Source organism: Bradyrhizobium cenepequi (genome assembly GCF_020329485.1).
Taxonomy (GTDB): domain Bacteria; phylum Pseudomonadota; class Alphaproteobacteria; order Rhizobiales; family Xanthobacteraceae; genus Bradyrhizobium; species Bradyrhizobium cenepequi.
In genome coordinates, this window is sequence record NZ_JAGKJI010000022.1 from 101824 (window position 1) to 126909 (window position 25086).

Here is a 25086-nt window from a genome sequence, read left to right on the forward strand (position 1 = left end):
CGATGCTAGTGGACTAGTTCAGATGCAGCCAGCAAGAGAGCGCCAGACCCGTAGAGCTGTGTGTCCGTGATCTGAACGGCGTCCGGCCTGTCGCCAATCTGCTGCACGCGGCCGAGTCGGCCGTTAACCGTCGCCGATGCCAGAGCCCGCCAGGCTCGTTCAATCACTGGACTAAACTGCTTTACATCGAGAAGTCCCATCCGCACCCCGGCGGCCAAGCCGTAGGTCAGGAATCCAGTGCAACTGGATTCAGGGCTGCCTACGTCGGGCGGAGCGAGCAGCGAGGTGGACCAGAAGCCATCCGGGCGCTGAAGGCTCGCTACGCGATCCGCGATCTCGACGAACAGGTTGACGTATTTCTCGCGCAGCGGGTCGCCGGGACGAAGCTCTCGTAGGATGTTGGCAAGCCCAGCGAGCACCCAGCCGTTACCGCGGCCCCATAATATCTTTTCGCCATGCGCGCCAGTTTTCCCGATGAAGCGGCTGTCGCGGTAGAACAGGTGCTCCTGGCTATCGAATAGGAAGTCTTTCGTGGCCCAGAATTCCCTGTCGGCATAGTCACGAAACCGCTGGTCCTTCTGGATGCGCGCAATGCCGAACCATGTTGCAGGCCCCATGAAGATGGCGTCAGACCAGCACCATCGCTGCAGGCACTCTGCGTTGTCGAATTCGAGCGAGACCTGTGGTGGGTGCTGCAGGATATACTCCAGCCGCCGCACGGTCGCCTCGATCATGCGTCGATCGCCGAAATGATCATAGGCGGCGATGTAGACCTGCCCGATGGCATGATCGTCTGCAAGGTAGATCGGGGGTGCCCAGTCGCTGTTGCCGATCTGCCAACCGGTCCGTTCTCCAAGCTCTCGGATCGCGTCGAAGTATTTCATCTGATCTGGTGTCGCAGCCCATCTTGCGAGACCGATATAGAAGACGGCGCGTGTCCAATCTGTTTCAGGCGCCTGGGGTACTTCATGGAAGTGCGACATTTGCCAGCCCGCGACTTGCTGGGCCGTATTGCGTACGATTTCCGGCGCAAGTGAAGCGGTGAGCAGGATGGCCGTCAGTGCAATTGCCTTCATGCTTCTGTTCCTAACGTTCCTAACTGCTGACCATCGGTCCATCGGCGGATCGCACCGCGGCGGGACGGCACAACGCCATCGTAACAGTAACGTCCGCTTCTGACCCAGAGCCGACGTCCAGGGGAACGCAACGAGGTCGTCGCAATCCTCTACTCACTCAAAGGACAGGTCATCCGCGTCTGACCAATGCAGCGTCCCAGCTAGCTGTTGCGGTCGCAATCAACGCGTGATCCGCAGCGTATCTCACCGCTGTCTCGTCGGACGGGCGCAGCGCTATGCGAGCGCCGCGGTTGATGGGCGCGCGCTCCTGCGAATTCCAAAACTCACGCTTTGGACGCGGATCCCTGACTGCGGCTCAGGCGTATTGGACTGAATAGGTTCCTTCGTATACCATCGCGTCGCGGCTAAACGGCTAGCCGGAGGAGGAAAGCGATGCCCCAGAATGTGAAGCAGATGTTGGCGGAAGCGAATGCTGTAGTCCCGAAGTTGTCTCCTGCTGAAGCGGCTGAGAAACTGCGGTCGTCGGAGGTGCTCGTCGTCGATGTTCGTGATCCGACCGAGGTTCAGCAAACAGGTAAGCTCAAAGGTGCTCTGAACGTGTCACGCGGCATGTTGGAGTTTCGCGCCGACCCCGAAAGCCCCTATTACAATCCAGCGTTCAACAAAGACAAGACGATCCTTTTGCATTGTGCGTCAGGTGGTCGTTCTGCACTTGCCGGAAAAGCCCTTCAGGAGATGGGTTATACGAAGGTTTTCAACATTGGGGGGTTCAAAGAACTTGCCGAAGCGGGGATTGAGGCGGAGTCGGCGACGTAAGGAATGTCTGCTCGTGACCCAACTGAGACATCGGGGCCGCGGCCCGGACGAAACCTAGGTCAAGGCCCAATTCCGCTCCCTTATCAGGGTTCTTCAGTTTAAGCCGATACGATACTTCGTCCAGCGGCAAGTTTGCTCAAGGCCTGTCTTCGCGACATGGAAGTCAGTTATAACAAAGGCGGGGCGTTCGGAGCATCCGCGGAGCGCGCGATCCGATCTCGCTCACCAAGTTCACCAAGTCGCGCCTGCAAACTGATTTCGTCGAGCGACTTGAACGGCAACTGCATGAACGCCCTGAATTGACGCTCTAAGCCAGCCAGTATCCGAGCCAGCTCCTTACGCCGCTGCCACTCTTCGTCAGGAAGGTTTGCAGGATCGGGATAACGCCAATCGGCGGTAATTGGTCGACCTGACCAATGTGGCAATGGCTCCCCAGCCACGGGGTCGCAGAGGGTAAATACGAAATCAAGGGCTGGGGCATCGGCTCTGGCGAATTCCTGCCAGTGCTTGGGGCGCAAACCGTCGACAGAATATTGCGCGACCCGCAAAACGTCGATAGCCAGAGGGTCCAGAAAGTTGGCCGGGTTCATACCCGCACTGAAGCCCTTAAAATGTCCTCGTCCCAATCGGTTCGCGACCGCCTCGGCGAAGATACTACGCGCTGTGTTGCGGTTGGACAAAAACAGGATGTTATAATGACCGGTCGGCATGGGCATCCCCTCGTCGCCACTGGCTGGTTTTGCCAAACGCACAACGACCGCGCCGGTTCCTCTTAGGCGGTTCCTGGCTACCGACTTCCGGGACCTTTGGGCTACCCCGACTTCCGGAGTTGGCCCGTCGCGACATGTTGCGCCGCGGCGCAAGCTTGGTCGCTAACGGGGCAAGCGGACGTGCCTTCGCCGCGTCACATCAACGGGTTTATGGGTACAGGGCCTAGTGAAGCTCGCTGAGCAAGGCCTTGGCATTTCGCAAATCGCTTGTGTCAAAACCCTCGGTGAACCAATCGTATACTGGGGCAAGAACGTCGCGTGCCGCTTGTCGGCTGCCCTGCTCAGTCAAGAGCCGCGCCAGGCTCATGGCTGCGCGCAATTCCCATGACTTGGCCTGCTGGGCGCGTGCGAGGGTCAGGGATCGCTCGAAACAGGCTTGCGCTTTCGCCACGTCCCGACGCGGCGATTTGAGCGCGATTTCACCGGCCACGCGATGCGCCTCGGCCTCGCACCACCGTTCCTTGGTTGCCTGCATCGCCGCCATCGCCTTGTCGATGCAGCGGCAGGCATCATCGAATTGGCCCGCATTCGCATGCGCGATTGCCAACATGAACTGTTGCTCCGGCGTGAATATCGTCGACCCGGCCGACTGAAATGCCGCAGAGATCGGACGTGCCGACTACCGATTACGCGGAGTGTTCCCTAGCGGGCAAACGCCTCGCCTTGGGATTGACTGGCGCCGCGTTCGAGCTCAGATCTTCGCAAGAAAGTCCTCAAGATCAGAAAAGAAGCGCTGCTCGAAGCCGAGCATACGGTGGGGATGATGGCCACATCGTTTGTATTGGACGATTTCAAGATGGGGATTGGTCGCCAGCAAATTGCCGGCATGTTCATCCCAAAATGCGCCTCCGAACCGTTCTTCACCTCGAACAAGCTTTGCAGGGCACAGGAACGGTCGCTCAGTCGATATCGATGACAACGCGTCTCTCAAGCAATCATCACGAAGGCAACGCGGGTCGACGCGCTGTATCGCGGAAGCGTGGCTGAGCAAATGCCGAGCCGATATGTGGTCCTGAGCCACACCTCCCAAGCGGTCGGACCCATTGGAAAGCAGTTCAACGTAGGTCGTAAACGGCGGAGGCTCGTGCTGCCATTTCGTCAGCCGCAATAGCAAGAGTGAGAACAGCTTCGAGAGTAGCGACCTGCTCCATTCCTCCGGACGTCCCAGGAACCACGGCGGGTCCTCAAGAAAGACTGCCCGGATGTTCGGATTGGTTTGGCTGAGCACACCGGCCACGCATGCGCCCAGGGAATGCCCAACAACTATTGCCGGACGGCCTATGGCCGCTAGAGCAGTTTCGGCATCGGAAACATAACCTGCAAGGTCGTAGTTCGACGCGCGATCGGAGTGGCCGTGACCACGAAAATCGAGCGTCCAAACGCAATAGCGACCCATCAATTGCTGCTTGGTTTCATTCCACGTATCGCGACTTACGCTTGCCCCGTGCAAGAACAGGATCGGAACCGCATCCATCGGTCCATCAACCGATGCGGCAAGTCGTACGTCGCCGTTCGCCAAAGTAAGATGAGTCATGCTTTATGCCCCGCAGTGCGGATCATGGGTGACAGATTGCCACAGTGCGACTTTCGAATGGAATCTCAAGAACCTGCTCCGTCACTTCGGGGAACACAAAAATCACTTAATTGCGTGCCATTTCTGCCACGTGAGTCAAAAAAACATCGCGCAATTGTTGGCTTGGGAGCCTGTTGTTGCGCTCGCAAGGAGCGTCAGGTTAGTTCTAGCATTGCCCTTTATGGCCGGGCTATGTTCTGACCGAGACACAGGCCAGCTTGGAGCACCATGAACACGCAGCGCCCGTGCAACGTGCTTATGCTTTATCCGCGCTTCGTTGCGGACTCGTTTTGGAGCTTTACCGAATCCTGCAAACTGATGGGAGTTCGACGCCCCGCAGCTCCCCTCGGCCTGATTTCCGTCGCGGCGATGTTACCGGACCGCTGGACGGTGCGCCTGATCGACTGCAATACGGCGTCGTTCACGGACGACGATCTTGCCTGGGCTGACGTCGTTTTCACTGGCGGGATGTTGCCGCAACAGGCTGACACGCTGCGGCTGATCGAGGTTTGTCGCTCGCGGGGCAAGCCGGTGGTCGTCGGTGGCCCCGACCCAACTTCCAGTCCACACATCTATGTCGCAGCCGACTTTCAAGTGCTCGGTGAGGCCGAAAGTGTAATTGACCAGTTCGTCGCGGCTTGGGAGAACGGTGCCCGATCGGGCGTCTTCACAGCGCCCAAGTTCCAGGCTGACGTCACCAAGACGCCAGTGCCGCGTTTCGACCTGCTCAACTTTCAAGATTATCTCTATCTTGGTGTGCAGTATTCGCGCGGCTGCCCCTTCACGTGCGAGTTTTGCGACATCATCGAACTCTACGGGCGGGTGCCGCGTACCAAGACGACCCCGCAGATGCTCGCCGAGCTCGATGCGCTCTACGAGATGGGATATCGCGGCCATCTCGACTTCGTCGACGATAACTTCATCGGCAACAAGAAGTCGCTCAAGCTGTTTCTTCCCGAACTCGCCGCCTGGCAACGCGCGCACGATTATCCGTTCGAGTTTTCGACAGAAGCCTCGGTCAATCTGGCCGATGATGCGGAACTGCTGCAGATGATGGCCGCGGCCAACTTCTTCGGCATTTTCGTCGGCATCGAAAGTCCGGACCCGGCGACCCTGGTGGCGACGAAGAAGAAGCAGAACACAAGGCGCAATATCGCCGAGAGCATTCACCGGATATACGGCGCCGGGATGCTCGTCACCGCGGGCTTCATCGTGGGCTTCGACAGCGAGAAAGTCTCGATCGCGGATGCGATGATCGACTTCATCGAGGAAGCCGCAATCCCCGTTTGCATGGTTGGCTTGCTCTATGCCTTGCCAAACACGCAGCTCACGCGCCGTCTTACGCGCGAGGGTCGGCTGCACCCCAATCACGATTTGGGTCCAACCATCGGCGGCGATCAGTGCACCGACGGCATCAATTTCGATCCGACGCGTCCGTTGCGCGACATCTTGATAGACTACAGACAGATCCTGGAGAGCGTCTATCATCCCGTCGCGTACGCGAGCCGTATTGACCGATTGATGACGATCCTCGACCGTTCGCGGCAACGTCAGGAACTGCCCGTCGGCGACATCCGTGCCAAGGTGCGGGCATTAGAGACAGTGCATCGCGTCGTCACCGCGATTCCCGAAGCGCACGATCCGTTTTGGCGAACCTTCCTCAGCTGCGCCAAGCGAGACTCGTCCTCGGCACGAATCGCAGTAGCCATGATTGTGGCCTACGCGCATCTTGGACCTTTCTCACGCCAGGTCATCGACGCAATCGATCGTCGCCTGGCCGCTCTGGATGAGCCCGCCGCAAATTCGACCGCGGCAAACGTCGCGATAGCCTAGAACACAACCTGGCAGCCGCTAGATCGGCGGAGGCCATCAACAAACTGCACAAGGCAGACTGAGTGCTTGACGTCTCAGTCGCGTCAAAAGCGGCTGTCATCTGCGCAGGAGATCGAGGGCCTCGTCGACGCACACCTCCAGATTGCGATGTGCTGTGTCGATAACAATGCGATCCCGATTCCACTTGTCGTAGGCGCGGGCGGCGACTGCATCCCAATCGGGCAGGTGCAATCCCACGATGTCGCTTGATCTTGTTTCAACTCTTCGACGGTGCTCGAGGGGGTCGCTGCACACGACTTCGAGCCATTTGACTTCAGCTCCGATACGTCGCGCCGCCGTCTCCCAGCCGTCTCGTGCCTCCTGGCAATCGTTTACACAGTCCGCAATGACATCCAAGCCGAGCGCTAAATTATCGGCAGCGACCGCTTGGGCTGCTCGGTAGGTCGAATCAAAGAGATCGCTAGGCGCCGTACCTGATGCCCAGATTGCCTGGTCCATTGAGTCGATCCGCAGCCAGACGGCACCAGTGCGCCGCGCCAGATGCTGCGCAATGCTCGACTTGCCGACACCCGGCAAGCCCGCCATCGCGATGAGCCTCGCCATTGCACCCTCGACTTTTCCCGGCCAGCACATGGGCCATTACGGTAGTTCAATTTCAAGCCTGTTGGCGTAGCGCGAAGCTTATCCTTGTCAGCGCTTGCGCTTCACCGCTTCGTACGCGAGCCGCTTGAACTCGGCCACAAAGGGATGCCCCATCTCACGCTGCGCCATGATCAGGCCTGCCGTATTCGTCTCAGGTGAAATCCACCATTGCGTGCCACCACGTCCGCCCCAGAAGAGCTCGCCTCTTACGTCCGGATGGTCAAACCCGCTGGCCGTGACTTTCATGTCTTCCATGATCGGCCCTCATGCTCGCGATAACAAGCCCGGTGCCAAGCCTGTTAGTTCAAGCCGATCAGCTCATGACTCGGCGCCGAAACACAAATGACGGCGATTGGCTTAGGCCGGCTTCGGCTTGCGCGAGGCGACGAACACGCCTGACAGCACCAGCGCAAAGCCGATGAAATGGAACGGTTGCGGATGTTCGCCAAGGAAGATGATCGACAGCACGGTGCCGAACACCGGCACCACATGGAAGAACGGCGCGGCGCGGTTGGCGCCGATCAATTGGACGCCGCGGTTGAAGCAGAGATAAGCCAGCGTTGAGGGGAACACCGCGACATAGATCAGCGAGAGCACGTTGTTGAGGTTGAGCTCCATCGCCGGGCGCGCCAGCAATTCCCAGACCAGGAACGGCGTCAGCCATACCGCGCCGCAGCCGAACGTGAAGGCGACGAATGACAGGCCGTGAATCTGCGGCCGCTTCAGCGACAGCACCGAATAGATCCCGAAGATCGTGAGCGCCAGCAGGAAGATCAGGTCGCCCTTGTTGAACTCGATCTTTGACAGCGCGGTGAAATCGCCGTGCAGGATGATTTCCAGCACGCCCGCAAGCGACAGCAGCACGCCAAGGGCCTGCGCCGCCGTCAGCCGCACGCCGAGCAGGACCAGCGACCATACCGCGATGATCAGCGGCCCCGCCGATTGCAGCAGCAGTGTGTTCAGCGCCTGGGTGTATTCGAGCGCCCAATATTGCAGGGTATTGAAGACGCCAATGCCCGTCAGCGAAAGGAAAACCATCAGGCCGAGGTGGCCGCGGATCGCCTGCCAATCCTGCTTCAGATGCGGCCAGGCCCAGGGCAGGGTCAACAGGAACGCCAGCGACCAGCGCAGGAAGGAGAGCGTCACCGGCGGAATATGGCCGGCGGCGAGGCGGCCGACGATGGCGTTGCCGGCCCAGAACAGCGCTGTGAGGCTAAGCAGCAGGTAGGGCTGGTTGGCCAGCCAGTTGCCGGAGCCGGCAGGAGTGGTGGTCTCGGAAGCAGACATTCGTCGGGCCCGGTTCATGGCGCCGTGGCCCGCCCGGCGAGGTCACGCACCGGGCCGGAATGTGAGAGGGCCCGGCCCGCGCCACAGACACGGATTTTGCGGTGACGGCAATGGCGTTGGCTGCATCGCGACCATGCGCGAGGCCCTATTCGGGCAAGCCTGTCGGCAGCTCCTGACGACTGTTTCGTGGGGTGCTGGTCCGCCGGAGAGCGGCGTCAGCCGGCCTCGCCCGAAGGATCAGCCTGGCGTTTGACGATCTGTGCGGTCAGGTCGATGAGCATCCGTTTCGTATCGACGTCGTGCAATTCGCGAAACAACCGCAAGAGGCGCAGCTCGAGCAGCGACTGCAACGATGCGGAGCCCGGTTCCGGCAGTCGCCGTGCTCGCGCGGCGCTGCTGCCGGCGCGGCCGCCGAAGTGATCGGCGGAAACGCCGAGCGCGCTCGCCACGTGGCGCAAGCGCTCGAGATCAACCGCCTCGCGGCCGTTTACGCGCCCTGTCCGTTGCGGGGGCGTTGCTCCCAGCACTTCCGCAAGGTCGGACTGCGATAATCCGATCTCGCGCCACTTGGCCTGCACCAATTGATCGATGTGCCCGTCGGTCGATTTGCTCATTGCGTTGCTCAGCCGATCTTGGACCGTGTTTCGTTCACGAAGCCTGCGAACAGATTGACCAGCGGCTCCCCCTTGTAGGTTTTCTGCAGATCGTTGGGATGCACGAACTCGTCGCGGAACCACGGATACTTCCGGCTGTCGAAGGCCTGGATGGTCCAGTCGATCAACTGCTTGACGCGTGGAATCCGCTTGGCGTCGGGGTGATAGGCAAGCCAAATGTCGAGCGAGAAGTTGATGCCGATGTCGAGCGGGATCAAAGGCCCGGCGACCGCCGGCACATAGGTCGGCAGCCAGCCGATGCCGGCGCCCTTGGCGACCGCCCAGACATGCGCGCTGCTGACGTTGTTGCGCATGGCGACGAAGCCGACCTGCTCGCGGCCGGCATATTGCTCGTACATCTGCTGCGCGCGAGTCTGGTCGGCATCCTGCAGCACGATGCGGTGGTTCTGCCGGATGTCGTCCTGGTCCTTCGGCATGCCGTAGATCTCGACATAGGACGGGCTGACGAACGGCATGACATGCAGACGCCCGATCTTGACGCGCTTGAGGTCGGGCTTGTCAGGCTCTTCGAGCTGCACCGCGACATCGGCCTCGAGACGGAGCACGTCAGCCGAGCGCATCTCGCATTTGAGATCGACCAATAGTCCCGGATAGACGCGCTGGAATTCGATCAGCCGCGGCGCGACCCAGAAGGTGCCGAGACCTTCGGTGATCGCGAAGCGCACCTCGCCCGACAGCGCCGGCGTGGTCTGGCTCAGCGCGCGGTCGAGGCCGAAGGCCGCTTCCTCCATCCGCCGCGCCGCCTCCAGCACCTTCTCGCCTTCCGGCGTCAGCCGCACGCCATCGACATGGCGGGTGATCAGCGTCGTTTTATAGGCGCTCTCTAGTTGCAGGATCTGCTTGCGCAGGAAGTTGGCCGAGGCGTTCAGCTCCAGGGCTGCAGCGCGGAAGCTGCCGATCCGGGCCACCTCAAGGAAGATCCGCACCGAATCCCACTGGCCGATGCGGCCCGGAGGGTGTGCACGGTGGTGAGCACCCCTGCGCTCAGGTGAGTGCATACAAATCGCCTCGTTTGTCGCCTTTTAGCTTAACGGGAACACCTCGCTATTCTTGGCAGAAACGCGGCGAAACCACAACCGCGAGAGATGATCGATGACTGCTCTGGACCTCGATTTTATTCGCAAGGCCGCCACCAGGCGTCAGGGGACGGGTCCCGCCCGTTCGCTCGACAAGATGACCATGCTGCAATTGGCGAAACGCACGGTGATCTTCACCGTCGATGCTGCCGGAATTGCGGCGCTGATGGATGCGGCGAGGGAGGATATTCCCGGACTGACCACCAACCGGATCGTTCAGACCGTTGCTAACCATAATCCGGATGTGTTCTGGGCGATCGCGCGGCGCGACCAATTCGACATTGCCGCGCCGAAGGGCGAAGGCTTCCTGGCGGTGCTGCCGCTGACGCATGAAGGCGCGCGCCGCCTGATCGACGGCCGGCTCGACACCAAGAATCCCGATCTCGAATTCGTCGCGCGGCAATCGGAGCGGCCGGCCGGCATTTATGTCTGGGCCATCCACGCCAAGGGGCCGACGGTCGCTGCGATCCCGCTGGTGCTGCAGAAATTCTCGACCCCGCTCTACCAGGGCATCAACATCTATTCGCGCCCGATCACCAAGGAAGGGCTGCGCGTGCTCGAGCCGCTCGGCTTTACTCCGGGCGCCCGTTATGACGGACTGTTCGCGCCGCATCTGCAGATGCTCGATCGCTCGCACGAGATGCCGCCGCCGAAGCCGGTGCCGCCGGACCCGATCTCGGTGCGGGTGGTACGCTCGATGGACGAGATGGCGCGCGTGATGGCGATCCGCAGCGCCGTCTACATGGGCGAGCAGCATTGCCCGTTCGAGGAGGAATTCGATGGCAATGATTTCTCCGCAACCCATCTGATCTGCCATCAGGGCCGCGAGCCGGTCGGCTGCATGCGGATCCGCTACTTCGCCGATTTCGCCAAGCTGGAGCGGCTGGCGGTGCGCAGCGAAAACCGCAGCGGCGGTATCGCCGGCCGCATCGTCGATGCCGCGATCGAGCTCTGCCGCAAAAAGGGTTACAACGTTCTTTATGCGCATGCGCAGAAGCGATTGCTCGGCTTCTGGGAGCAGCGCGGCTTCGAGCGCATGCCGGGCTCGCGCGAATTCGTGTTCTCCGATTTCGACTATGTCGAGGTCAAGCTTCAGACCGAGCGGCATCCGCAGCGCATCACCCTCGGCGAGGATCCTTACGTCCTGATCCGTCCCGAAGGACAGTGGGACGTCCCCGGCATCCTCGAAATGTCTGCTGGCCGCGGCGCGGCTGCGCAGCCGCCCACGATGTGATCCCATGGGCGTGATCGACCTCAAACCCTATGTCGGCGCTTCCAACACCCGCCTGCTGGTCATGGTCGACCTGCAGGAGGATGCCTATTTTCGTGCGGCGGCCTGCGCTGACGATCTCGCTCGCTCGCTGGAAAGCTGCAGGGCCGCGATCCAGCACGCCCGCAATGCCGGGATGCCGATCGCCTTCACGCGGCGGGCTGAAGGGCTGGATATTGTCGACAGGAAGGCGCAGTCGCCCTGGATCATGGGCCTTGAGCCGAAGCGTTCGGACATGGTGTTCGAGCGTAGGCAGCCCTCCTGCTACGCCAATCCGCTGTTCGAGGACGTCGTCTCGCGGATCGGCAGCTTTGCGATCGGCGGTCTGGCTGCGGAAGAGGTCTGCCTTGCCACCGCCATCGACGCTTCGCACCGCGGTCATCGCGTCACCTTCCTGACCGATGCCGCGGCGAGCCGGCAGCGGCGCGATGCCGATGCTGGTTCAGTGCACCTTGTTGCGACGAAGGCGATCGAATTGTTCGCCGACGTCGCCACCACCGCTCACTGGCTGGTCGCAACCGCGCAGCGGCCGCTGAGAGGGCATCGATATGGATGAATTGAGGGCCCGTCGCTTGCGTAACGTGATTCCGGTACTGACCGAACAGCGTAACATCCTGGTTTCCGGCGGGCTGTCCTTTGCCGGCCACCTCGTCGATCTCGCGATCATGCAGCTTCAACTGTCGCTGCACGAGATTTCGGAAGACGAACTGTCCGAAATCTCCAACGTGGTCAGCCGCAATCTCGTCAGCAGCGACCTCCAGGATTGATCGGGAGGCAGCGATGCCCCGCAGATGGATCGTGCTTGCCGTGCTGTTCGCAGCGCGCGCGGCGACCGGGTTTCAGTTCCAATCGGTCGGGTCCACGACCAATTTCCTGATGCAGGATCTCGCGCTCGGCTACGCCCAGCTCGGGATGCTGCTCGGCGCTTATCTGTTGCCCGGAATCGTCGTCGCCTTTCCAGCGGGCCTGATCGGCCAGCGCGTACGCGAGACGACGCTCGGGCTTGTCGGACTGGCGCTGATGGCAGTCTCGGGCGTCGCTCTGTCCTATTGCGATAGCTTCGCTGCCGCGCTGATCGCACGTGTGATCGGCGGCGTCGGCGCCACCATCGTGATCCTGGTCGCTACCAAGATGACGACCGACTGGTTCGCCGGCCGCGAGATCGTGCTGGCGATGTCGCTGTTGCAGATGAGCTGGCCGTTCGGCGCGATGGTTGCGCTGCCGGCGCAGACTTATCTCGCCCAATCGCTGGGGTGGCCGGCGGTGATGGCGTCGAGCGCGATGATGGCCCTGGTCGCGCTCGGCGCCTTCGCACTCCTGCCGCGGAGTCCCGTCCAGGCAGAGACCGCGGCGGCCACGCGCGCCGGCCTGCCGGTCAGGACACTGGTCCCGATTCTGATTGCGGGCGTCATCTGGGGCGCGATGAATCTCGCCTGCGTGCTGTTCTTCAGCTATGCGCCGCAATTGATGGTGGCGCAGGGAGCGAGCCCGACGGGGGCGGCCTCGCTGGTCAGCCTCGCGATCTGGTTCACCATCATTGCCATTCCCGTCGGCGGCTATGTCGTCGAGCGGTCGGGGCGGCCGGTTGCCGCGATCGTTGCTTGCGGGCTTGTGGCGGCCCTGGCGCTGGCCGTGTTCGTCGCAGACATCCACCCAACCATCGCCTGCCTCGTCTTCGGCGTCGCCATCGGCCCCTTGTCCGGCGCGATCCTGTCACTGCCGACGCGCGTGCTCGAGCCGGCTGACCGCTCGCTCGGCTTCGGCCTGTTCTTCACCTGCTTCTACATCCTGATGGCGATCGGGCCGTCCGCCGCCGGCCGGCTGCAGGATGCCTGGGGCAAGCCATCGGCCGCACTGATCGCTGGCGCTGTGCTGCTCGCCACGATGGCGCCGCTATCGCTGTTGTTCTCGCTGCTCTCGAGGCGGCGCGAGGTGCTGACGCTCAAGCCCGCGACGGCCTGAGCGTCGCATCCAACCTCATGCAGTCAGCGGCCGCACGATCGCAGCCGTCGCCTTCACCGCATCGTCGGGCGCGAGCTCGATCTGCAGGCCGCGCTGGCCGCCATTGACGAACACGCTCGTCTCGTTAAGCGACGCCTGTTCGATCGTAACAGGCACGCGCTTCTTCTGCCCGAACGGGCTGATGCCGCCGACGTGATAGCCCGTCAGCCGTTCGGCATCGGAGGGGCGCATCATCTTCGCGGTCTTGCCGCCGAAGGCGGCCGCTAACTTCTTCATGCTGACCTCGCAGTCCGACGGCACCACGGCGCAGACCGGCTTGCCGTCGACCTCGGCCATCAGCGTCTTCAGCATCCGTTTCGGCGCCACCCCCAGCGCTTCGGCGGCCTGCAGGCCGATGCTCTCGGCGTCAGGATCATAGTCATAAGCGTGCAGGGTGAATTTCACGCCGAGCCTGGCCAGCGTCTCCGTGGCGCGCGTGCTTTTGGACATCTGGCTGGTTGTTCCCTTAATCCTTGCCCATGATCTGGCCCTGCTTTTCCGCGGCCACAAATTTTCCGGGGATATCAAAGGCTTGGAGACCATCGAAACGACGCAAAAACTACCCTTCTTGCTTGCTTAAGCGTAGCGCTTCCTTTATCGGGGTGAGCGACCTGTGTGCGAGCGGCCACCGCCGTGATTTCGGCCGGGCAGCTTAAACCATGATCCGGAAAGTTCGGCACCGCTTTTCCGCTGTGATCATGATCGAACCTTGAAGTGTTGCAGGGAACGCTTGCGAAATGGCCAATGTTGTCGTGGTCGGCGCCCAGTGGGGCGACGAAGGGAAGGGCAAGATCGTCGACTGGCTGTCGGAGCAGGCCGACATCGTCGTGCGCTTCCAGGGCGGTCACAATGCCGGCCATACGCTTGTGATCAACGGCGAGACCTACAAGCTCGCACTGCTGCCGTCGGGCGTGCTGCGGCCATCGAAACTGGCCGTGATCGGCAATGGCGTCGTGTTCGATCCGCAAGCCTTCCTGGATGAGGTGGCGCGGCTGAAGGGGCAGGGCGTTGCGGTCAGCCCGGACAATTTGCGGATTGCCGAGAACGTCACGCTGATCCTGCCGCTGCACCGCGATCTCGACGCGCTGCGCGAATCATCCAACGCGGTGACCGCGATCGGCACCACTCGCCGCGGCATCGGCCCGGCCTATGAGGACAAGGTCGGCCGCCGCGCCATCCGCCTGATGGACCTGGCCGACCTCGACACCTTGCAGCACAAGATCGACCGGCTGCTGGCGCATCACAATGCGCTCCGCCGCGGCCTCAATCTGGAGGAGATCGACGGCAAGGGCATTCTGCGCGAGCTGACGGCGCTGGCGCCGAAAATCCTGCCCTATGCCGAAACGGTCTGGCGACTGCTCGACCTCAAGCGCCGCGAGGGCAAGCGTATCCTGTTCGAAGGTGCCCAGGGCGCGCTGCTCGATGTCGATCACGGCACCTATCCTTACGTCACCTCTTCCAACACGGTGGCGGCGCAGGCGGCAACCGGCGCTGGGCTCGGCCCCGGCGCGGTCGGCTATGTCCTGGGGATCTGCAAGGCCTACACCACCCGCGTCGGTCAGGGGCCGTTCCCGACCGAGCTGACGGACGAGATCGGCGAGGAAATCGGCCGCCGTGGCAAGGAATTCGGCGTCAACACCGGCCGCAAGCGTCGCACCGGCTGGTTCGACGCGGTGCTGGTGCGGCAGACGGTGCGCACCTGCGGCATCACGGGACTGGCGCTGACCAAGCTCGATATTCTAGATGGATTCGATACCATACAGGTCTGCACCGGCTACAAGCTCGACGGCAAGGAAATCGACCACCTGCCGGCGGGCGAAGGCGCACAGGCCCGCGTGGTGCCGATCTATGAGACGATCGAGGGCTGGAAGCAGCCGACGGCGAACGCCCGTTCCTGGGCCGACCTGCCGGCGCAGGCCATCAAATATGTCCGCCGGGTGGAGGAACTGGTCGGCTGCCCGATCGCACTACTTTCCACCAGCCCGGAACGCGAGGATACTATTCTGGTACAAAATCCGTTCGAGGCTTAACGGGATATTACCTATATCCCACCAATTTGAGTGGAAATGGCTGATTACTACCCGCTGATTGCCCGTGCCATCGCCGGATTGGATCCCAATGCTCCCGGTGAGAGCCGCCGCGCGCTTTACGAGCGGGCGCGGGCTGCGCTGATCCAGCAGCTCCGCAGCGTCCAGCCGCCGCTTTCCGAGTCCGAGATCACCCGCGAGCGGCTGTCGCTCGAAGAGGCCGTGCGCAAGGTCGAATCGGAAGCCGCCCAGCGCGCCCGCGAGGCTAGCCGTCCCGGCGGCGGTTCCCGCAGCGGCGACGCCTTCCGCCGTGCCACGGCCACGGCGACCACCCGCCCGCCGGAAGGCGCTCAGGCCCCAGCCACGCCGCCGCGCCCGCGCACTCCGCCGCCACCGCGTCCGACCGTTGGCGAGGATCGCCCGCAGCGCAACCTCCGTGGCGAGGCTCCGCCGGTCACCCCGCGGCCGCCGGCGCCCCAGCCGCCAGATCCGCAGCGGCCTCCCGGCGCGCGCCGCGGGCCTGACAATAACGGTGCCGCCACCAATGGCGGGCCGCCAGTGCCGCAGCCGCCTGGCCTTCGCGGTTTCCGCGATCTCGCCGCCGACGCCGACGATCTCGGCCGCGCCGCCGCGCAGGCCAACCGCAACGCGCGCAAAACCTACGCCAACGTGCCGTCGCCCTCGCCGGAGTTCGACCGGCTCGAGCCGAACATGGAGAATCGCGGCGCCGATCCGGATGCCACATACTCCTATGACGAGTCGAGCGAGGAGGCTGAGCGCTACGCGCCGCAGGGATCGCAGCTGCGGACGCGGATCGGCAATGGCGGCGATCGCGAGCTCAAGAAGAGCGCGCGGCTCGGCTCGGCATTCCCGTTCAAGAGTGCGATCGCGGTTGGCATCATCCTGATCCTGATCGGCGCCGGCATCCTCTGGGGTAAGCAGGCGGTCACGGTGGTGAGCAGCCTGCTCAAGTCATCATCCTCGGTGGAGGCGCCGAAGGACGCATCGGCGCCCGCCACCAAGCCGAAGATCCCGGACCGTGTCGGCCAGCCGTCGTCCACCGAGCCGGTCGCGCCGGTGGCGCAGCGCGTCGTGCTCTATGACGAGGACCCCAGCGATCCCAAGGGCAAGCAATATGTGGGCTCGGTGATCTGGCGCACCGAACCGATCAAGGCCGCCGGCAACTCGCCCGCTGACATCGCCGTGCGCGCCGACATCGAGATTCCCGACCGCAAGTTCAAGATGACGATGTCGTTCCGCCGCAACACCGACTCGTCCTTGCCCGCAAGCCACACCGCCGAGCTCACCTTCATCCTGCCGCAGGACTTCCCGAACGGCGGCGTCGGCAACGTGCCGGGCATCCTGATGAAGTCCAACGAGCAGGCCCGCGGCACGCCACTCGCAGGCCTTGCGGTGAAGGTCACCGACGGCTTCTTCCTGGTCGGCCTCTCCAACGTCGATGCCGACCGCTCGCGCAACCTGCAGCTCCTGAAGGAGCGCTCCTGGTTCGACATTCCGCTCGTCTACTCCAACCAACGCCGCGCCATCATCGCGATCGAGAAGGGGGCGCCGGGGGAACGCGCGTTTAATGATGCGTTCGCGGCATGGGGGGAGTGAGGGAGTTATTTCCTCGTCGGGACAATGCCGCTAACCTGTCGTAAGGCAAGAGCGGCGTCGTTAGTGCAGTGAGTTAGGCACCATGAAACGCTACCTGATCTTCGCCGCTATCGGCCCGTTCATCGGTGGTCTCATTCTGCTGTTCGCGACCAGCTATCAGTCCGGCTATTGGACCGAGACGGGCGCTCACGAGGTCGGAAAGTTCTTCCTGGCTTTCGCCAAGACGCTGCAATACGCGTATCTGTTCGGTATCGTGCCGTCGCTGATGCTGGGGGCAATCGACGATATCCTGATGCATGTGCGGAAGATCAGTCCGTCCGTGCGGATACTGGTCATTGGCACAATCGGCTTCATCGCGTCCGAATTGCTCTACGGCTCGCGCGGACCGGACTCCGGCGTGGTGCAGTTCATCCTCTACGGGCTTGTCGGCTGCGTGCCGGCAACGCTGTCATCCTGGCTGGCGCACAAATATGCGGAAGAGCCGCAGCCAGTGACGACATAAGCCACTCTCTCTGTCATTCCGGGGCGCGCGTCAGCGCGAACCCGGAATCCATTGCGTCGCATGCGCAAGCGGGAGAAATGGATTCCGGGCTCGCGGCTTCGTCGCGCCCCGGAATGACGGCGTATCTGTGGTGCGAGCCTCGCCGCCAGGTGACAGAGCGGTAATGTGACGCAACTTGTACCGCGCCCTTGCGTTACCATGTCATGCGCATGCCCGACGACATCTTCACGCCCAACCGTGCCCGCTCGCGCGGCGCCTACCGCGACGCCAGGCCGCAGGGAAAAATCATCGACCAGGACGGACGCGAGATTCCGGAAACCGCGCTGCATCCGCAATTCGAAGCGTTCCGGTTGGATTTCGAGGGTGCCAATCCGTTCGGCAATCTCACCCGTGAGCAGCGGCTGGCGCGGCTCGAGGCGATCGCGAAACTGCTCGACGTCGCCTTCATCGTGCCCGGCACCAACATCCGCTACGGCATCGATGGGCTGATCGGCCTGATCCCCGTGGTCGGCGACATCATCACGACGGCGATCTCGCTGTGGCTGGTGCGGGAAGCGCGTGCGCTGGGCGCGCCCTGGCACATCACCGCGCGGATGCTTGCCAACGTCGCGCTCGACGGCGCGGTCGGCCTGGTGCCGCTTGCCGGCGACGCGTTCGACGTCGTGTTCCGCGCCAATGTCCGGAACGTGCGCATGCTCAAGCGCTGGCTGGACAAGCAGCCGCGACCGTAAGCGCAAAAAGAGAAAGCCCCCGGATCATCCCGAGGGCTTTTCGCTTGGGTCGGGGACGGATTGGTTTAAGCTGCGTCGGCGTCGGTATTGGTCTGCACCGGGCGCGGACGGCGGGGCAGCGGAAACGCCTCGCTCTCATAGAGCGAGCGGATGCCGTTCTGGTCGAAACGGGCTTCTTCGACCTGCAGATAGGCGCCGTTCAGCGAATCCGCCGGCAACTCCTCCATGGCATAGCGCACGGCTTCCGCCGCGGTGCCAAAGCGCCGATAGGCGAAACCTGCTCGCTTCTTCTTGCGAATGGCGGCGGGAAACAGTTCGGCGGCAGTGTTAAAGTTGAACGGACGCATAGGACGCATGGTCGACGACCTCTTACTCTTCTTGGCGCTAGCGCGATTGGGAGTTGGGGACGGCGGCCACAACCGGCGGCGCGCCGCACATGTCATTTCGATCCCTAATATAGGCTTATTTGACAAAATTGCGACCCCTGAACGCCAGCGACAGACCTCATGATGAATCCACGCATGGCAGTAAAGAAATTCAGATAAATGTAATTAAATCAGACGGTTATAAGATTTTTCGCGCGACAGACACCGGTAAACACGGGGGTTGCATGGCGCCGTTCGGCAGCGCTCTCAGCGCCGGGGACGCGGAGCTTGTGCGGGACGCGCGGGGCTTTAAAACTGGCGGCAAGAACAGAATGGCCGGTGATTGCGTCTCGCGCCGCCGGCCCCTGAGGAAACGTCAGGAACGCCCGAGGATCATGCTCAAGGAAGCCGCAACCTACGACGAACTCTACCGCAACTTCCGCTGGGAGGTCCCGGCGCGCTTCAACATGGCGACGGCCTGCTGCGACCGTCATGCCGACGGCACTAAGCGGCTTGCGCTGGTCTATGTCGATGAGGACGGCAGCCAGGCGCGCACGACCTTTGATGAGGTCGCGGAAATGTCGCGCCGCTTCGCCAATGTGCTGAAGGCTGATGGTCTTGTGCGCGGCGACCGCGTCGCGGTGTTCCTGTCGCAATCGCTGGAATTGCCGATCGCGCATTTTGCCGCCTTCCGCTCCGCGCTGATCTCGATCCCGCTGTTCGCGCTGTTCGGTGAGGATGCGCTGGAATTCCGGCTGTCGAACGCCGAAGCGAAAGCGATCGTCACCGACGCGGCCGGCTGGCAGAAGCTGGCGAAGATCCGCGACCGCCTGCCCGAGCTGAAGAACGTCTATGTGGTCAGCGACGAGGTGCCAGCAGGCACCAAGCCGTTCTGGCCGTCACTGCGTGCGGCGTCGGCGGAGTTTACCAGCGTCGACACCTCGGCCGATGATCCCGCACTCATCATCTACACGTCGGGCACCACGGGTAACCCGAAGGGCGCGCTGCACGCGCATCGCGTCGTGCTCGGCCACCTGCCGAATGTCGAGATGTGCCACAACTTCCTGCCGCGGCCCGGCGACCTCATGTGGACGCCGGCGGATTGGGCCTGGATCGGCGGCTTGATCAACGGCCTGTTCGCGTTCTGGTACCACGGCATTCCCGTGGTCGGCCATCGCGCGCGCAAATTCGAGCCGCAGGCGGCGATGCAGATGATGGCCGAACTCGGAATCCGCAACGTGTTCCTGCCGCCGACCGCGCTGAAGCTGATGCGGCAGGCGGGCGTCAAGAACTCCGGCGTGAAGCTGCGCAGCATCTTCACCGGCGGCGAGTCGCTCGGCGGCGAATTATTGGGCTGGGTGCGCGATACCTTCGGCATCGACGCCCATGAGGTGTTCGGCCAGACCGAATGCAACCTTGTGATCGGCAGCAATTCGAACCTGTTTCCGATCCGCCCAGGCTCGATGGGCAGGGCGACGCCGGGCTTCGACGTGCGTATTGTGAATGAGAAGGGCGAGGAGCTGCCGCGCGGGACGAGGGGCATCATCGGCGTGCGCCAGCCGTGCCCCGTCACCATGATCGAGTATTGGCGCAACCCGGAGGCGACCGCGAAGAAATATGCCGGCGAGTTCCTGCTGACCGGCGATCTCGGCGTGCAGGATGAGGACGGCTATTTCTGGTACGTCAGCCGCGAGGACGACGTCATCACCACCGCCGGCTATCGCGTCGGCCCGTCCGAGATCGAGCACACGCTGATGAAGCATCCGGCGGTCGCGATGTCGGCCGTCGTCGGCATTCCCGATCCTATCAGGACCGAATCCATCAAGGCCTGGATCGTGCTCCGACCGGGCTATGCCCCGAGCGACACGCTCGCCCGTGAGATCCAGGATTTCGTCAAGGTGCAACTCGCTGCCCACGAATACCCGCGCTTTGTGGAGTTCGCGGAGTCGCTGCCAATGACCGCAACCGGCAAGGTGCTGCGTCGCGAATTGCGGGCGCGGGGGTAAACACCTCGCCCCGCTTGCGGGGAGAGGTCGAAATTCAAGCGCAGCTTGAATTTCGGGTGAGGGGGAGCCTCCACGAGTTCGTCTATCAACGTCTGCGCGGAGAGAGCCCCTCACCCCAACCCTCTCCCCGTAAGAACGGGGAGAGGGAGCCCACTTGTGTTCGCGCCGCTTACGGCGTCGCGATTCCCAGCTCCTTCAGCGCCGCCAGCATCCGCTCCGGCGGCTGCATCTGGACGACGAGGGCATTGCCGGTTTCGAGCAGGCTCTTGAGGCTGGAGAGGATCGCGGGCCAGCCGGCGCGGCCGCCGGAGAGGATATCGTCGCTGAGCGGCCGGTCGTGCGATTGCAGCAGCGTCAACTTGACCGCGTTGCCCGCTGGTTCGATCTCATAGGTCACGAGCGTCGGCCCGAGCTTTTCTACCAGGGCCGGCCAGTTGACGTTAAAGGTCACGGTCAGCTTTCGCGCCGGCTCGCATTCGATCACCTCGCCGGTAATGTGCGGTGCGCCATCCGGCGTGCGCACCATGAATGCGCCGCCGACCCTGAGATCGACCTCGACCGCGTTGCCGAAAAAATACTTGCGGCTGAACTCGGCGTTGGTCAGCGCCTCCCAGACCTTCTCCGGTGTGGAGGCGATATAGATCGTGTAGACGATCGCCGGCTTGAATTTTTCGATGTTCATGTCCACTCGAATCCTCCGATAGATCTTCATCTCTATTCGAATCCTTCGATCCCAAGCGCGCGAGGCGGGATCGCGAACACTTTCCCTGTCTCAAGCAGGGTCTTGAGTCCGGACAGAATCGCCGGCCACCCCTTGGAGATGCCGTCAAAAAGCTTGCTGCCTTCGACGAAGCCTTCATGCGTCACGGTCAGCTTCGTAAGGTTGCCGTGGGGCTCGATGGTGAAGACGACCTTGGTCGGCGGCTCCTTGCGCAACTCCTCATCAAGCTGGTGCTTGAAGGTGTAGGCAAGACGCCGCGGCCGGTCGGCCTCGAGAATTTCGCCCACGTCGGTCGTGATGCCGTTCATGACCAGCGCGAACGGGGAACCCACCTTCCAGTCGGATTTCACTTCCGTGTTGAACCAGTACTGCTTGGTGAATTCGCTATTGGTCAGCGCCTCCCACAATTTCTCCGGCGTGGTCTCGATATAGGTGACGTACACGAATTCCGGCTTGGACATCTTGAACCCTCCCGCGAGGCTAATCGCCGCCCTTCCAGCGTCGGCGCGTCATCGGCATCGACGCGCCTGTCTCCAGCATCGTTTTCATGCTCGACAGGACGGCGGGCCAGCCGGCGCTGACGCCGCGCAGCATCTCGTCGTCGAGTTCGCTGTGCACGACTGTCAGCCTGGTCGAGCCGAACTGCTCCTCGATCGTGAAGGTAACCCGGGACACCTTGTCGGCATTGCCTAGATTTGCCGGCTGGGCCCAGCTCAGCACGAGCCGATGCGGACGCTCGCTCTCGATGACGGTGCCGGCGATGGCGACCTCGGAAGGGTCATCGTAATCTTCGTGCTGCCACCTCGCGCCCTTGCTCCACTCCGAGCGGTTGCGCTTCCTGCCCCAATAATCCTTGGTCATCTCCGGATCGATCAGCGCATCCCAGACCTTTTCGCAAGTCGCCTCGATATAGATCACATAGACGAATTCCGGCTTACTCATCACGCTTCTCCAGTTGCCGTTTCAATTCGCTGAGCGCCACCAGCTTGGCGCGCTCGAATTTCCTGATCCACCGTTCGCCGATCTGATGGATCGGCACCGGATTGAGATAGTGCAGCTTCTCGCGGCCATGCTTGAACGTGCTGACGAGGTTGGCCTGCTCAAGGATCGCAAGGTGCTTGGTGACCGCCTGTCGCGTCATCGCGAGGCCTTCGCACAACTCGTTCAATGTCTGTCCGTTTCTGGCGTGAAGCCTGTCCAGGAGCGACCGCCGCGATGCGTCCGCCAGGGCTTTGAAGACTTCGTCCATGCGCGCGAAAATAGGCAACCAAATGGTTGCATGTCAAGGGCGTGTTTTTGGCGCAGCGTTTGGTTGTGTTATCCTGCCGTCAGCCAACGGAGATTGGCTTCAAAAAGGGGAGTAACGCATGAAGGGTAGCGGTAAACTTGCGCTGTGTGTGGCAATTGCTTTTGTCGGGGGTGCGGACGTCTATGCGCAGCAGCAAAAGATCGGAGCGCCGCCCGAAGCCTCAAACATGAAATTGGTGGGAACCAACGATCTGCAGGCGCGCAGCGCCTATCAGCCGACCATCCATCATCAGGGCGACCGCTGGATCGCCTATATCGGCCATCACGGCGGCACCGACGGGATTCCCGATCCCATCAATCCGATGACCGGCAAGCCGGAACCCAACGGCACGTCGATCGTCGATGTCACCGATCCCGCGCATCCAAAATATCTGCGCCACATTCCGGGGCAGGAGGGCAAATATGAGTCCGGTGGCGCACAGATGGTGCGCGTCTGCGACGGCAAGGATTTGCCGAAGGGGGATCGCAACGCGGTCTATATGCTGCGCACCTTCGGCAGCGAGGCGCATGAGATCTGGAATGTCGCCGATCCCGCCAATCCAGCGCTGATCACGCGGATCGGCGGACTGAAGGACACGCACAAGAGCTGGTGGGAGTGCAACACCGGCATCGCCTTCCTGGTCTCGGGCGCGCCGGACTGGCGCACCCGTCGCATGACGCAGGTCTACGATCTCAGTGATCCCGCCCATCCCGTGAAGATCAGGGATTTTGGCCTGCCAGGCCAGGAGCCTGGTTCGACCGGCGCGGTGCCGACCGAACTGCACGGGCCGATCTCGACGGGACCATCTGGCAACCGCGTCTATTTCGGCTATGGCACCAACAAAGGCGGTTTCCTGCAGATCGTCGACCGTGAAAAGTTGCTCAACGGGCCGAAGGAGCCGATCGCGGAAAATCTCCGTTATCCCGAAATATCGCGCATGCCGCTGTCGGCACTCAACGGCGCACACACGACGTTCCCGATGCCGGAAATGCCGATCGCGGAATTCGCACACGACAAGGATGGCAAGACCCGCGACATCGTCATGATCGTCGACGAGGCGATCTTGAACGAATGTGGCGAGGCGCGGCAGATGGTGTGGTTTGCCGATGTCACCACCGAGACACGGCCGATGATGATCTCGAGTTACACCGTGCCGGAAGCGAGCGGCTCCTTCTGCGAGCGCGGCGGGCGGTTCGGCTCACATTCCTCCAACGAGAGCATGGCGCCGGTCTACTACAAGAAGGTGGCCTTCATCGCCTTCTTCAATGCCGGTGTCCGTGCGCTCGACATCCGCGATCCCTATCACCCGAAGGAGGTCGGCTACTTCATCCCGTCGATCACGCCGGCAACCGACAAGCGCTGCGTCACCATCGAGGGCAAGGACCGCTGCAAGGTCGCGATCCAGACCAACAATGTCGAGACCGACGAGCGCGGCTACATCTATGCGGTCGACCGCGCCAACACCGGCCTGCATATCCTCGAACTGACCGACGAGGCGCGTGCCAGCGCCGGCCTGCCGTGAGGGACGAATGCGCGCCTGGTCGGTCATAGCGACTGCGACGCTCGTGCTCGGCGTCCTGTCGGGCGTTGCGGCTTACGAGCGCGCGACGCCGCCTGACGACTGGAACGAGATCGCCTGGCCATTCCCGCGCGACGGCTGGCCTGCGGGCCGTGCGTTCCACTGCAGCGCGGCGTCCTGCGGCGGCGATATCGAAGTCTACATCCGGCCGAAGCTCGGATTCTGTAATTGCACAAGCGGTGTTGCCGATGACGACGAGGTCGACCGCGTTGCGGATGTCGACTTGATCAGCGAACGTTTTGTCCCGATCAGCGCTGGCGAGGCCGTGCGCGTCGCCGATATGCCCGGACGTATCAGACCCTACAATCTGAGGCTGGGCGATGGCACGCGTGCTGCGATCGGCATTGCTGTCTCGCACCGCTGCGATCTTCTGGTGGCAGCGGCGCAGGGCAGGGGAGATGCCATTCAGGTACAGCGCGCTGCGCTGGAATTACTGGCGAAGGCCGAGCCGGCGCGATGGATGAAGTCAGCGATGAATACGCAATAGAACTGACCACGCAGGGCTTGTCCTGGGCATTCCCATCTCTATGATGCGAGCAGAGCCTCCAGCCGAGTCCTCCCTATGTCCCTTCAAGCCTATCTCGCTTACGTTGCCGCCTGCATTGCGCTCGCTTTGTTGCCTGGGCCGATCGTCACGCTGGTGATCGCCAACGGCCTGCGCTATGGCACCCGCGCCTCACTGACCAATGTGCTTGGTGCGCAGGCGGGGCTGGCGATCGTGATCGGCGTCGTCGCCGTCGGTCTCACCTCGCTGATGGCGACGATGGGCTATTGGTTCGACTGGGTGCGCTTTGCCGGTGCGGCGTACCTTGTCTGGCTCGGCATCAAGCTGATCCGCTCGCCGGTCGAGGAGGTGAGCGCGGATGCGCCGCCGAAGCCGCCGCGCGGCGGCTTCTTCCTGCAGGGATTCCTGGTGCTGCTGTCGAACCCGAAAGTTCTGGTGTTCTTCGGCGCGTTCATTCCACAGTTCGTGGACCTGAACAAGGATCACTTCCCGCAAGTCGCGCTGCTTGGCGTGACCTTCATGGTGACGGCGGCCATGAGCGACATGGTGTATGCGCTGCTCGCCGGCCGCGCGCGAAAATTCTTTTCCAAGCAGCGGACGCGCCTGGTCTCGCGCATCTCCGGCGGCTTCATGATCGGCGGCGGCATCTGGCTCGCGCTGACACGGGCGCGCTAGCTAGAGCATGATCCGGAAAAGTGAAGATCCGTTTTCCGAAATCATCAGGCGG

The 25086-nt window shown here is 62.5% G+C and carries 29 protein-coding genes; 14 read left to right on the plus strand and 15 right to left on the minus strand.

What is annotated here, in order from left to right; translation table 11 throughout:
- Positions 1-5: 5 nt before the first annotated feature.
- Positions 6-1076 (minus strand): glycoside hydrolase family 88/105 protein, encoded by a 1071-nt coding sequence (locus tag J6497_RS22530; protein WP_225706463.1) that lies wholly within the window; start codon positions 1074-1076, stop codon positions 6-8.
- A gap of 432 nt (positions 1077-1508) precedes the next feature.
- Here J6497_RS22530 and J6497_RS22535 point away from each other — a divergent pair, with 432 nt between their 5' ends.
- Positions 1509-1892 carry a rhodanese-like domain-containing protein gene (locus tag J6497_RS22535; protein WP_225706464.1) on the plus strand — a complete coding sequence of 128 codons (384 nt, stop codon included), beginning with the start codon at positions 1509-1511 and terminating at the stop codon, positions 1890-1892.
- A 167-nt stretch (positions 1893-2059) separates the two neighbouring features.
- Here the strand turns inward: J6497_RS22535 and J6497_RS22540 are convergent, their stop codons facing one another.
- The 3 genes from J6497_RS22540 to J6497_RS22550 all read right to left on the minus strand — a co-directional run bounded on the left by J6497_RS22540 (position 2060) and on the right by J6497_RS22550 (position 4196).
- A complete protein-coding gene (locus J6497_RS22540; protein WP_225706465.1) occupies positions 2060-2602 on the minus strand; it encodes an arsenate reductase/protein-tyrosine-phosphatase family protein in 543 nt (180 codons plus the stop codon).
- Positions 2603-2825: 223 nt separating this feature from the next.
- Entirely contained in the window at positions 2826-3146 is a 321-nt protein-coding gene (locus tag J6497_RS22545; protein ID WP_225706466.1) for a hypothetical protein, read from the minus strand.
- A 207-nt stretch (positions 3147-3353) separates the two neighbouring features.
- Positions 3354-4196: an alpha/beta fold hydrolase gene (locus tag J6497_RS22550; RefSeq protein ID WP_225706467.1), complete on the minus strand. Its 843-nt coding sequence runs from the start codon at positions 4194-4196 to the stop codon at positions 3354-3356.
- A 267-nt stretch (positions 4197-4463) separates the two neighbouring features.
- Here J6497_RS22550 and J6497_RS22555 point away from each other — a divergent pair, with 267 nt between their 5' ends.
- Positions 4464-6068 (plus strand): B12-binding domain-containing radical SAM protein, encoded by a 1605-nt coding sequence (locus J6497_RS22555; RefSeq protein ID WP_225706468.1) that lies wholly within the window; start codon positions 4464-4466, stop codon positions 6066-6068.
- A gap of 96 nt (positions 6069-6164) precedes the next feature.
- Here J6497_RS22555 and J6497_RS22560 read toward each other — a convergent pair whose 3' ends face one another.
- The 5 genes from J6497_RS22560 to J6497_RS22580 form a co-directional block, all read right to left on the minus strand.
- The gene (locus J6497_RS22560) at positions 6165-6671 is read right to left on the minus strand and encodes a P-loop nucleotide/nucleoside kinase family protein (RefSeq protein ID WP_225706469.1); all 507 of its coding nucleotides are present in this window, start codon (positions 6669-6671) and stop codon (positions 6165-6167) included.
- Between the two features lie 87 nt (positions 6672-6758).
- On the minus strand, positions 6759-6965 hold the full coding sequence (locus tag J6497_RS22565) for a hypothetical protein (protein WP_225706470.1): 207 nt from the start codon (positions 6963-6965) through the stop codon (positions 6759-6761).
- A 102-nt stretch (positions 6966-7067) separates the two neighbouring features.
- The gene (locus J6497_RS22570) at positions 7068-7997 is read right to left on the minus strand and encodes a DMT family transporter (RefSeq protein ID WP_225706471.1); all 930 of its coding nucleotides are present in this window, start codon (positions 7995-7997) and stop codon (positions 7068-7070) included.
- Between the two features lie 215 nt (positions 7998-8212).
- On the minus strand, positions 8213-8611 hold the full coding sequence (locus tag J6497_RS22575; RefSeq protein WP_225706472.1) for a helix-turn-helix domain-containing protein: 399 nt from the start codon (positions 8609-8611) through the stop codon (positions 8213-8215).
- A gap of 8 nt (positions 8612-8619) precedes the next feature.
- Positions 8620-9669, minus strand: a complete 1050-nt coding sequence (locus J6497_RS22580) for a LysR family transcriptional regulator (RefSeq protein ID WP_225706473.1) — start codon at positions 9667-9669, stop codon at positions 8620-8622.
- A 94-nt stretch (positions 9670-9763) separates the two neighbouring features.
- Between J6497_RS22580 and J6497_RS22585 the strand changes: the two genes are divergently transcribed.
- From J6497_RS22585 to J6497_RS22600, 4 genes are read left to right on the plus strand one after another with little or no spacing between them, the layout of a single operon-like run.
- Positions 9764-10981 carry a GNAT family N-acetyltransferase gene (locus J6497_RS22585; protein ID WP_225706474.1) on the plus strand — a complete coding sequence of 406 codons (1218 nt, stop codon included), beginning with the start codon at positions 9764-9766 and terminating at the stop codon, positions 10979-10981.
- A gap of 4 nt (positions 10982-10985) precedes the next feature.
- Positions 10986-11573 (plus strand): cysteine hydrolase family protein, encoded by a 588-nt coding sequence (locus tag J6497_RS22590; protein WP_225706475.1) that lies wholly within the window; start codon positions 10986-10988, stop codon positions 11571-11573.
- 16 nt (positions 11574-11589) lie between these two features.
- The gene (locus J6497_RS22595; RefSeq protein WP_249793686.1) at positions 11590-11784 is read left to right on the plus strand and encodes a hypothetical protein; all 195 of its coding nucleotides are present in this window, start codon (positions 11590-11592) and stop codon (positions 11782-11784) included.
- A gap of 13 nt (positions 11785-11797) precedes the next feature.
- A complete protein-coding gene (locus tag J6497_RS22600; protein WP_225706476.1) occupies positions 11798-12979 on the plus strand; it encodes an MFS transporter in 1182 nt (393 codons plus the stop codon).
- Positions 12980-12994: 15 nt separating this feature from the next.
- Here J6497_RS22600 and ybaK read toward each other — a convergent pair whose 3' ends face one another.
- On the minus strand, positions 12995-13468 hold the full coding sequence (gene ybaK / locus J6497_RS22605) for a Cys-tRNA(Pro) deacylase (RefSeq protein WP_225706477.1): 474 nt from the start codon (positions 13466-13468) through the stop codon (positions 12995-12997).
- Positions 13469-13755: 287 nt separating this feature from the next.
- On the opposite strand from ybaK, the gene J6497_RS22610 reads away from it, so the two are divergent.
- From J6497_RS22610 to J6497_RS22625, 4 genes are all read left to right on the plus strand, one after another.
- Positions 13756-15048 (plus strand): adenylosuccinate synthase, encoded by a 1293-nt coding sequence (locus tag J6497_RS22610; RefSeq protein ID WP_225706478.1) that lies wholly within the window; start codon positions 13756-13758, stop codon positions 15046-15048.
- Between the two features lie 36 nt (positions 15049-15084).
- On the plus strand, positions 15085-16662 hold the full coding sequence (locus J6497_RS22615) for a hypothetical protein (protein ID WP_225706479.1): 1578 nt from the start codon (positions 15085-15087) through the stop codon (positions 16660-16662).
- An 82-nt stretch (positions 16663-16744) separates the two neighbouring features.
- Positions 16745-17164, plus strand: a complete 420-nt coding sequence (locus J6497_RS22620) for a DUF5413 family protein (RefSeq protein WP_225706480.1) — start codon at positions 16745-16747, stop codon at positions 17162-17164.
- Between the two features lie 203 nt (positions 17165-17367).
- On the plus strand, positions 17368-17895 hold the full coding sequence (locus J6497_RS22625) for a DUF4112 domain-containing protein (protein WP_376708257.1): 528 nt from the start codon (positions 17368-17370) through the stop codon (positions 17893-17895).
- A gap of 65 nt (positions 17896-17960) precedes the next feature.
- Here J6497_RS22625 and J6497_RS22630 read toward each other — a convergent pair whose 3' ends face one another.
- Entirely contained in the window at positions 17961-18251 is a 291-nt protein-coding gene (locus tag J6497_RS22630) for a hypothetical protein (protein WP_225706482.1), read from the minus strand.
- A 404-nt stretch (positions 18252-18655) separates the two neighbouring features.
- Here J6497_RS22630 and J6497_RS22635 point away from each other — a divergent pair, with 404 nt between their 5' ends.
- On the plus strand, positions 18656-20266 hold the full coding sequence (locus J6497_RS22635) for an acyl-CoA synthetase (RefSeq protein WP_225706483.1): 1611 nt from the start codon (positions 18656-18658) through the stop codon (positions 20264-20266).
- 169 nt (positions 20267-20435) lie between these two features.
- On the opposite strand, the gene J6497_RS22640 is transcribed toward J6497_RS22635, so the two are convergent.
- Genes J6497_RS22640 through J6497_RS22655 form a run of 4 tightly spaced genes read right to left on the minus strand, consistent with a single transcriptional unit; the run spans position 20436 to position 22236 of the window.
- Positions 20436-20948: an SRPBCC family protein gene (locus J6497_RS22640; protein WP_225706484.1), complete on the minus strand. Its 513-nt coding sequence runs from the start codon at positions 20946-20948 to the stop codon at positions 20436-20438.
- A 32-nt stretch (positions 20949-20980) separates the two neighbouring features.
- On the minus strand, positions 20981-21448 hold the full coding sequence (locus J6497_RS22645) for an SRPBCC family protein (RefSeq protein WP_225706485.1): 468 nt from the start codon (positions 21446-21448) through the stop codon (positions 20981-20983).
- Between the two features lie 19 nt (positions 21449-21467).
- Complete coding sequence (locus J6497_RS22650) at positions 21468-21929, minus strand: SRPBCC family protein (protein WP_225706486.1); 462 nt, start codon at positions 21927-21929, stop codon at positions 21468-21470.
- Positions 21922-22236 (minus strand): ArsR/SmtB family transcription factor, encoded by a 315-nt coding sequence (locus J6497_RS22655; RefSeq protein WP_225706542.1) that lies wholly within the window; start codon positions 22234-22236, stop codon positions 21922-21924. Before J6497_RS22655 ends, J6497_RS22650 begins: the two co-directional genes overlap by 8 nt.
- A 118-nt stretch (positions 22237-22354) precedes the next feature.
- On the opposite strand from J6497_RS22655, the gene J6497_RS22660 reads away from it, so the two are divergent.
- The 3 genes from J6497_RS22660 (at position 22355) to J6497_RS22670 (ending at position 25034) form a co-directional block, all read left to right on the plus strand.
- Entirely contained in the window at positions 22355-23797 is a 1443-nt protein-coding gene (locus tag J6497_RS22660) for an LVIVD repeat-containing protein (RefSeq protein WP_225706487.1), read from the plus strand.
- Between the two features lie 7 nt (positions 23798-23804).
- Positions 23805-24341 (plus strand): hypothetical protein, encoded by a 537-nt coding sequence (locus J6497_RS22665; RefSeq protein ID WP_225706488.1) that lies wholly within the window; start codon positions 23805-23807, stop codon positions 24339-24341.
- A 75-nt stretch (positions 24342-24416) separates the two neighbouring features.
- Positions 24417-25034, plus strand: coding sequence for a LysE family translocator (locus tag J6497_RS22670; protein ID WP_225706489.1), 618 nt, complete (start codon positions 24417-24419; stop codon positions 25032-25034).
- Positions 25035-25086: the final 52 nt, after the last annotated feature.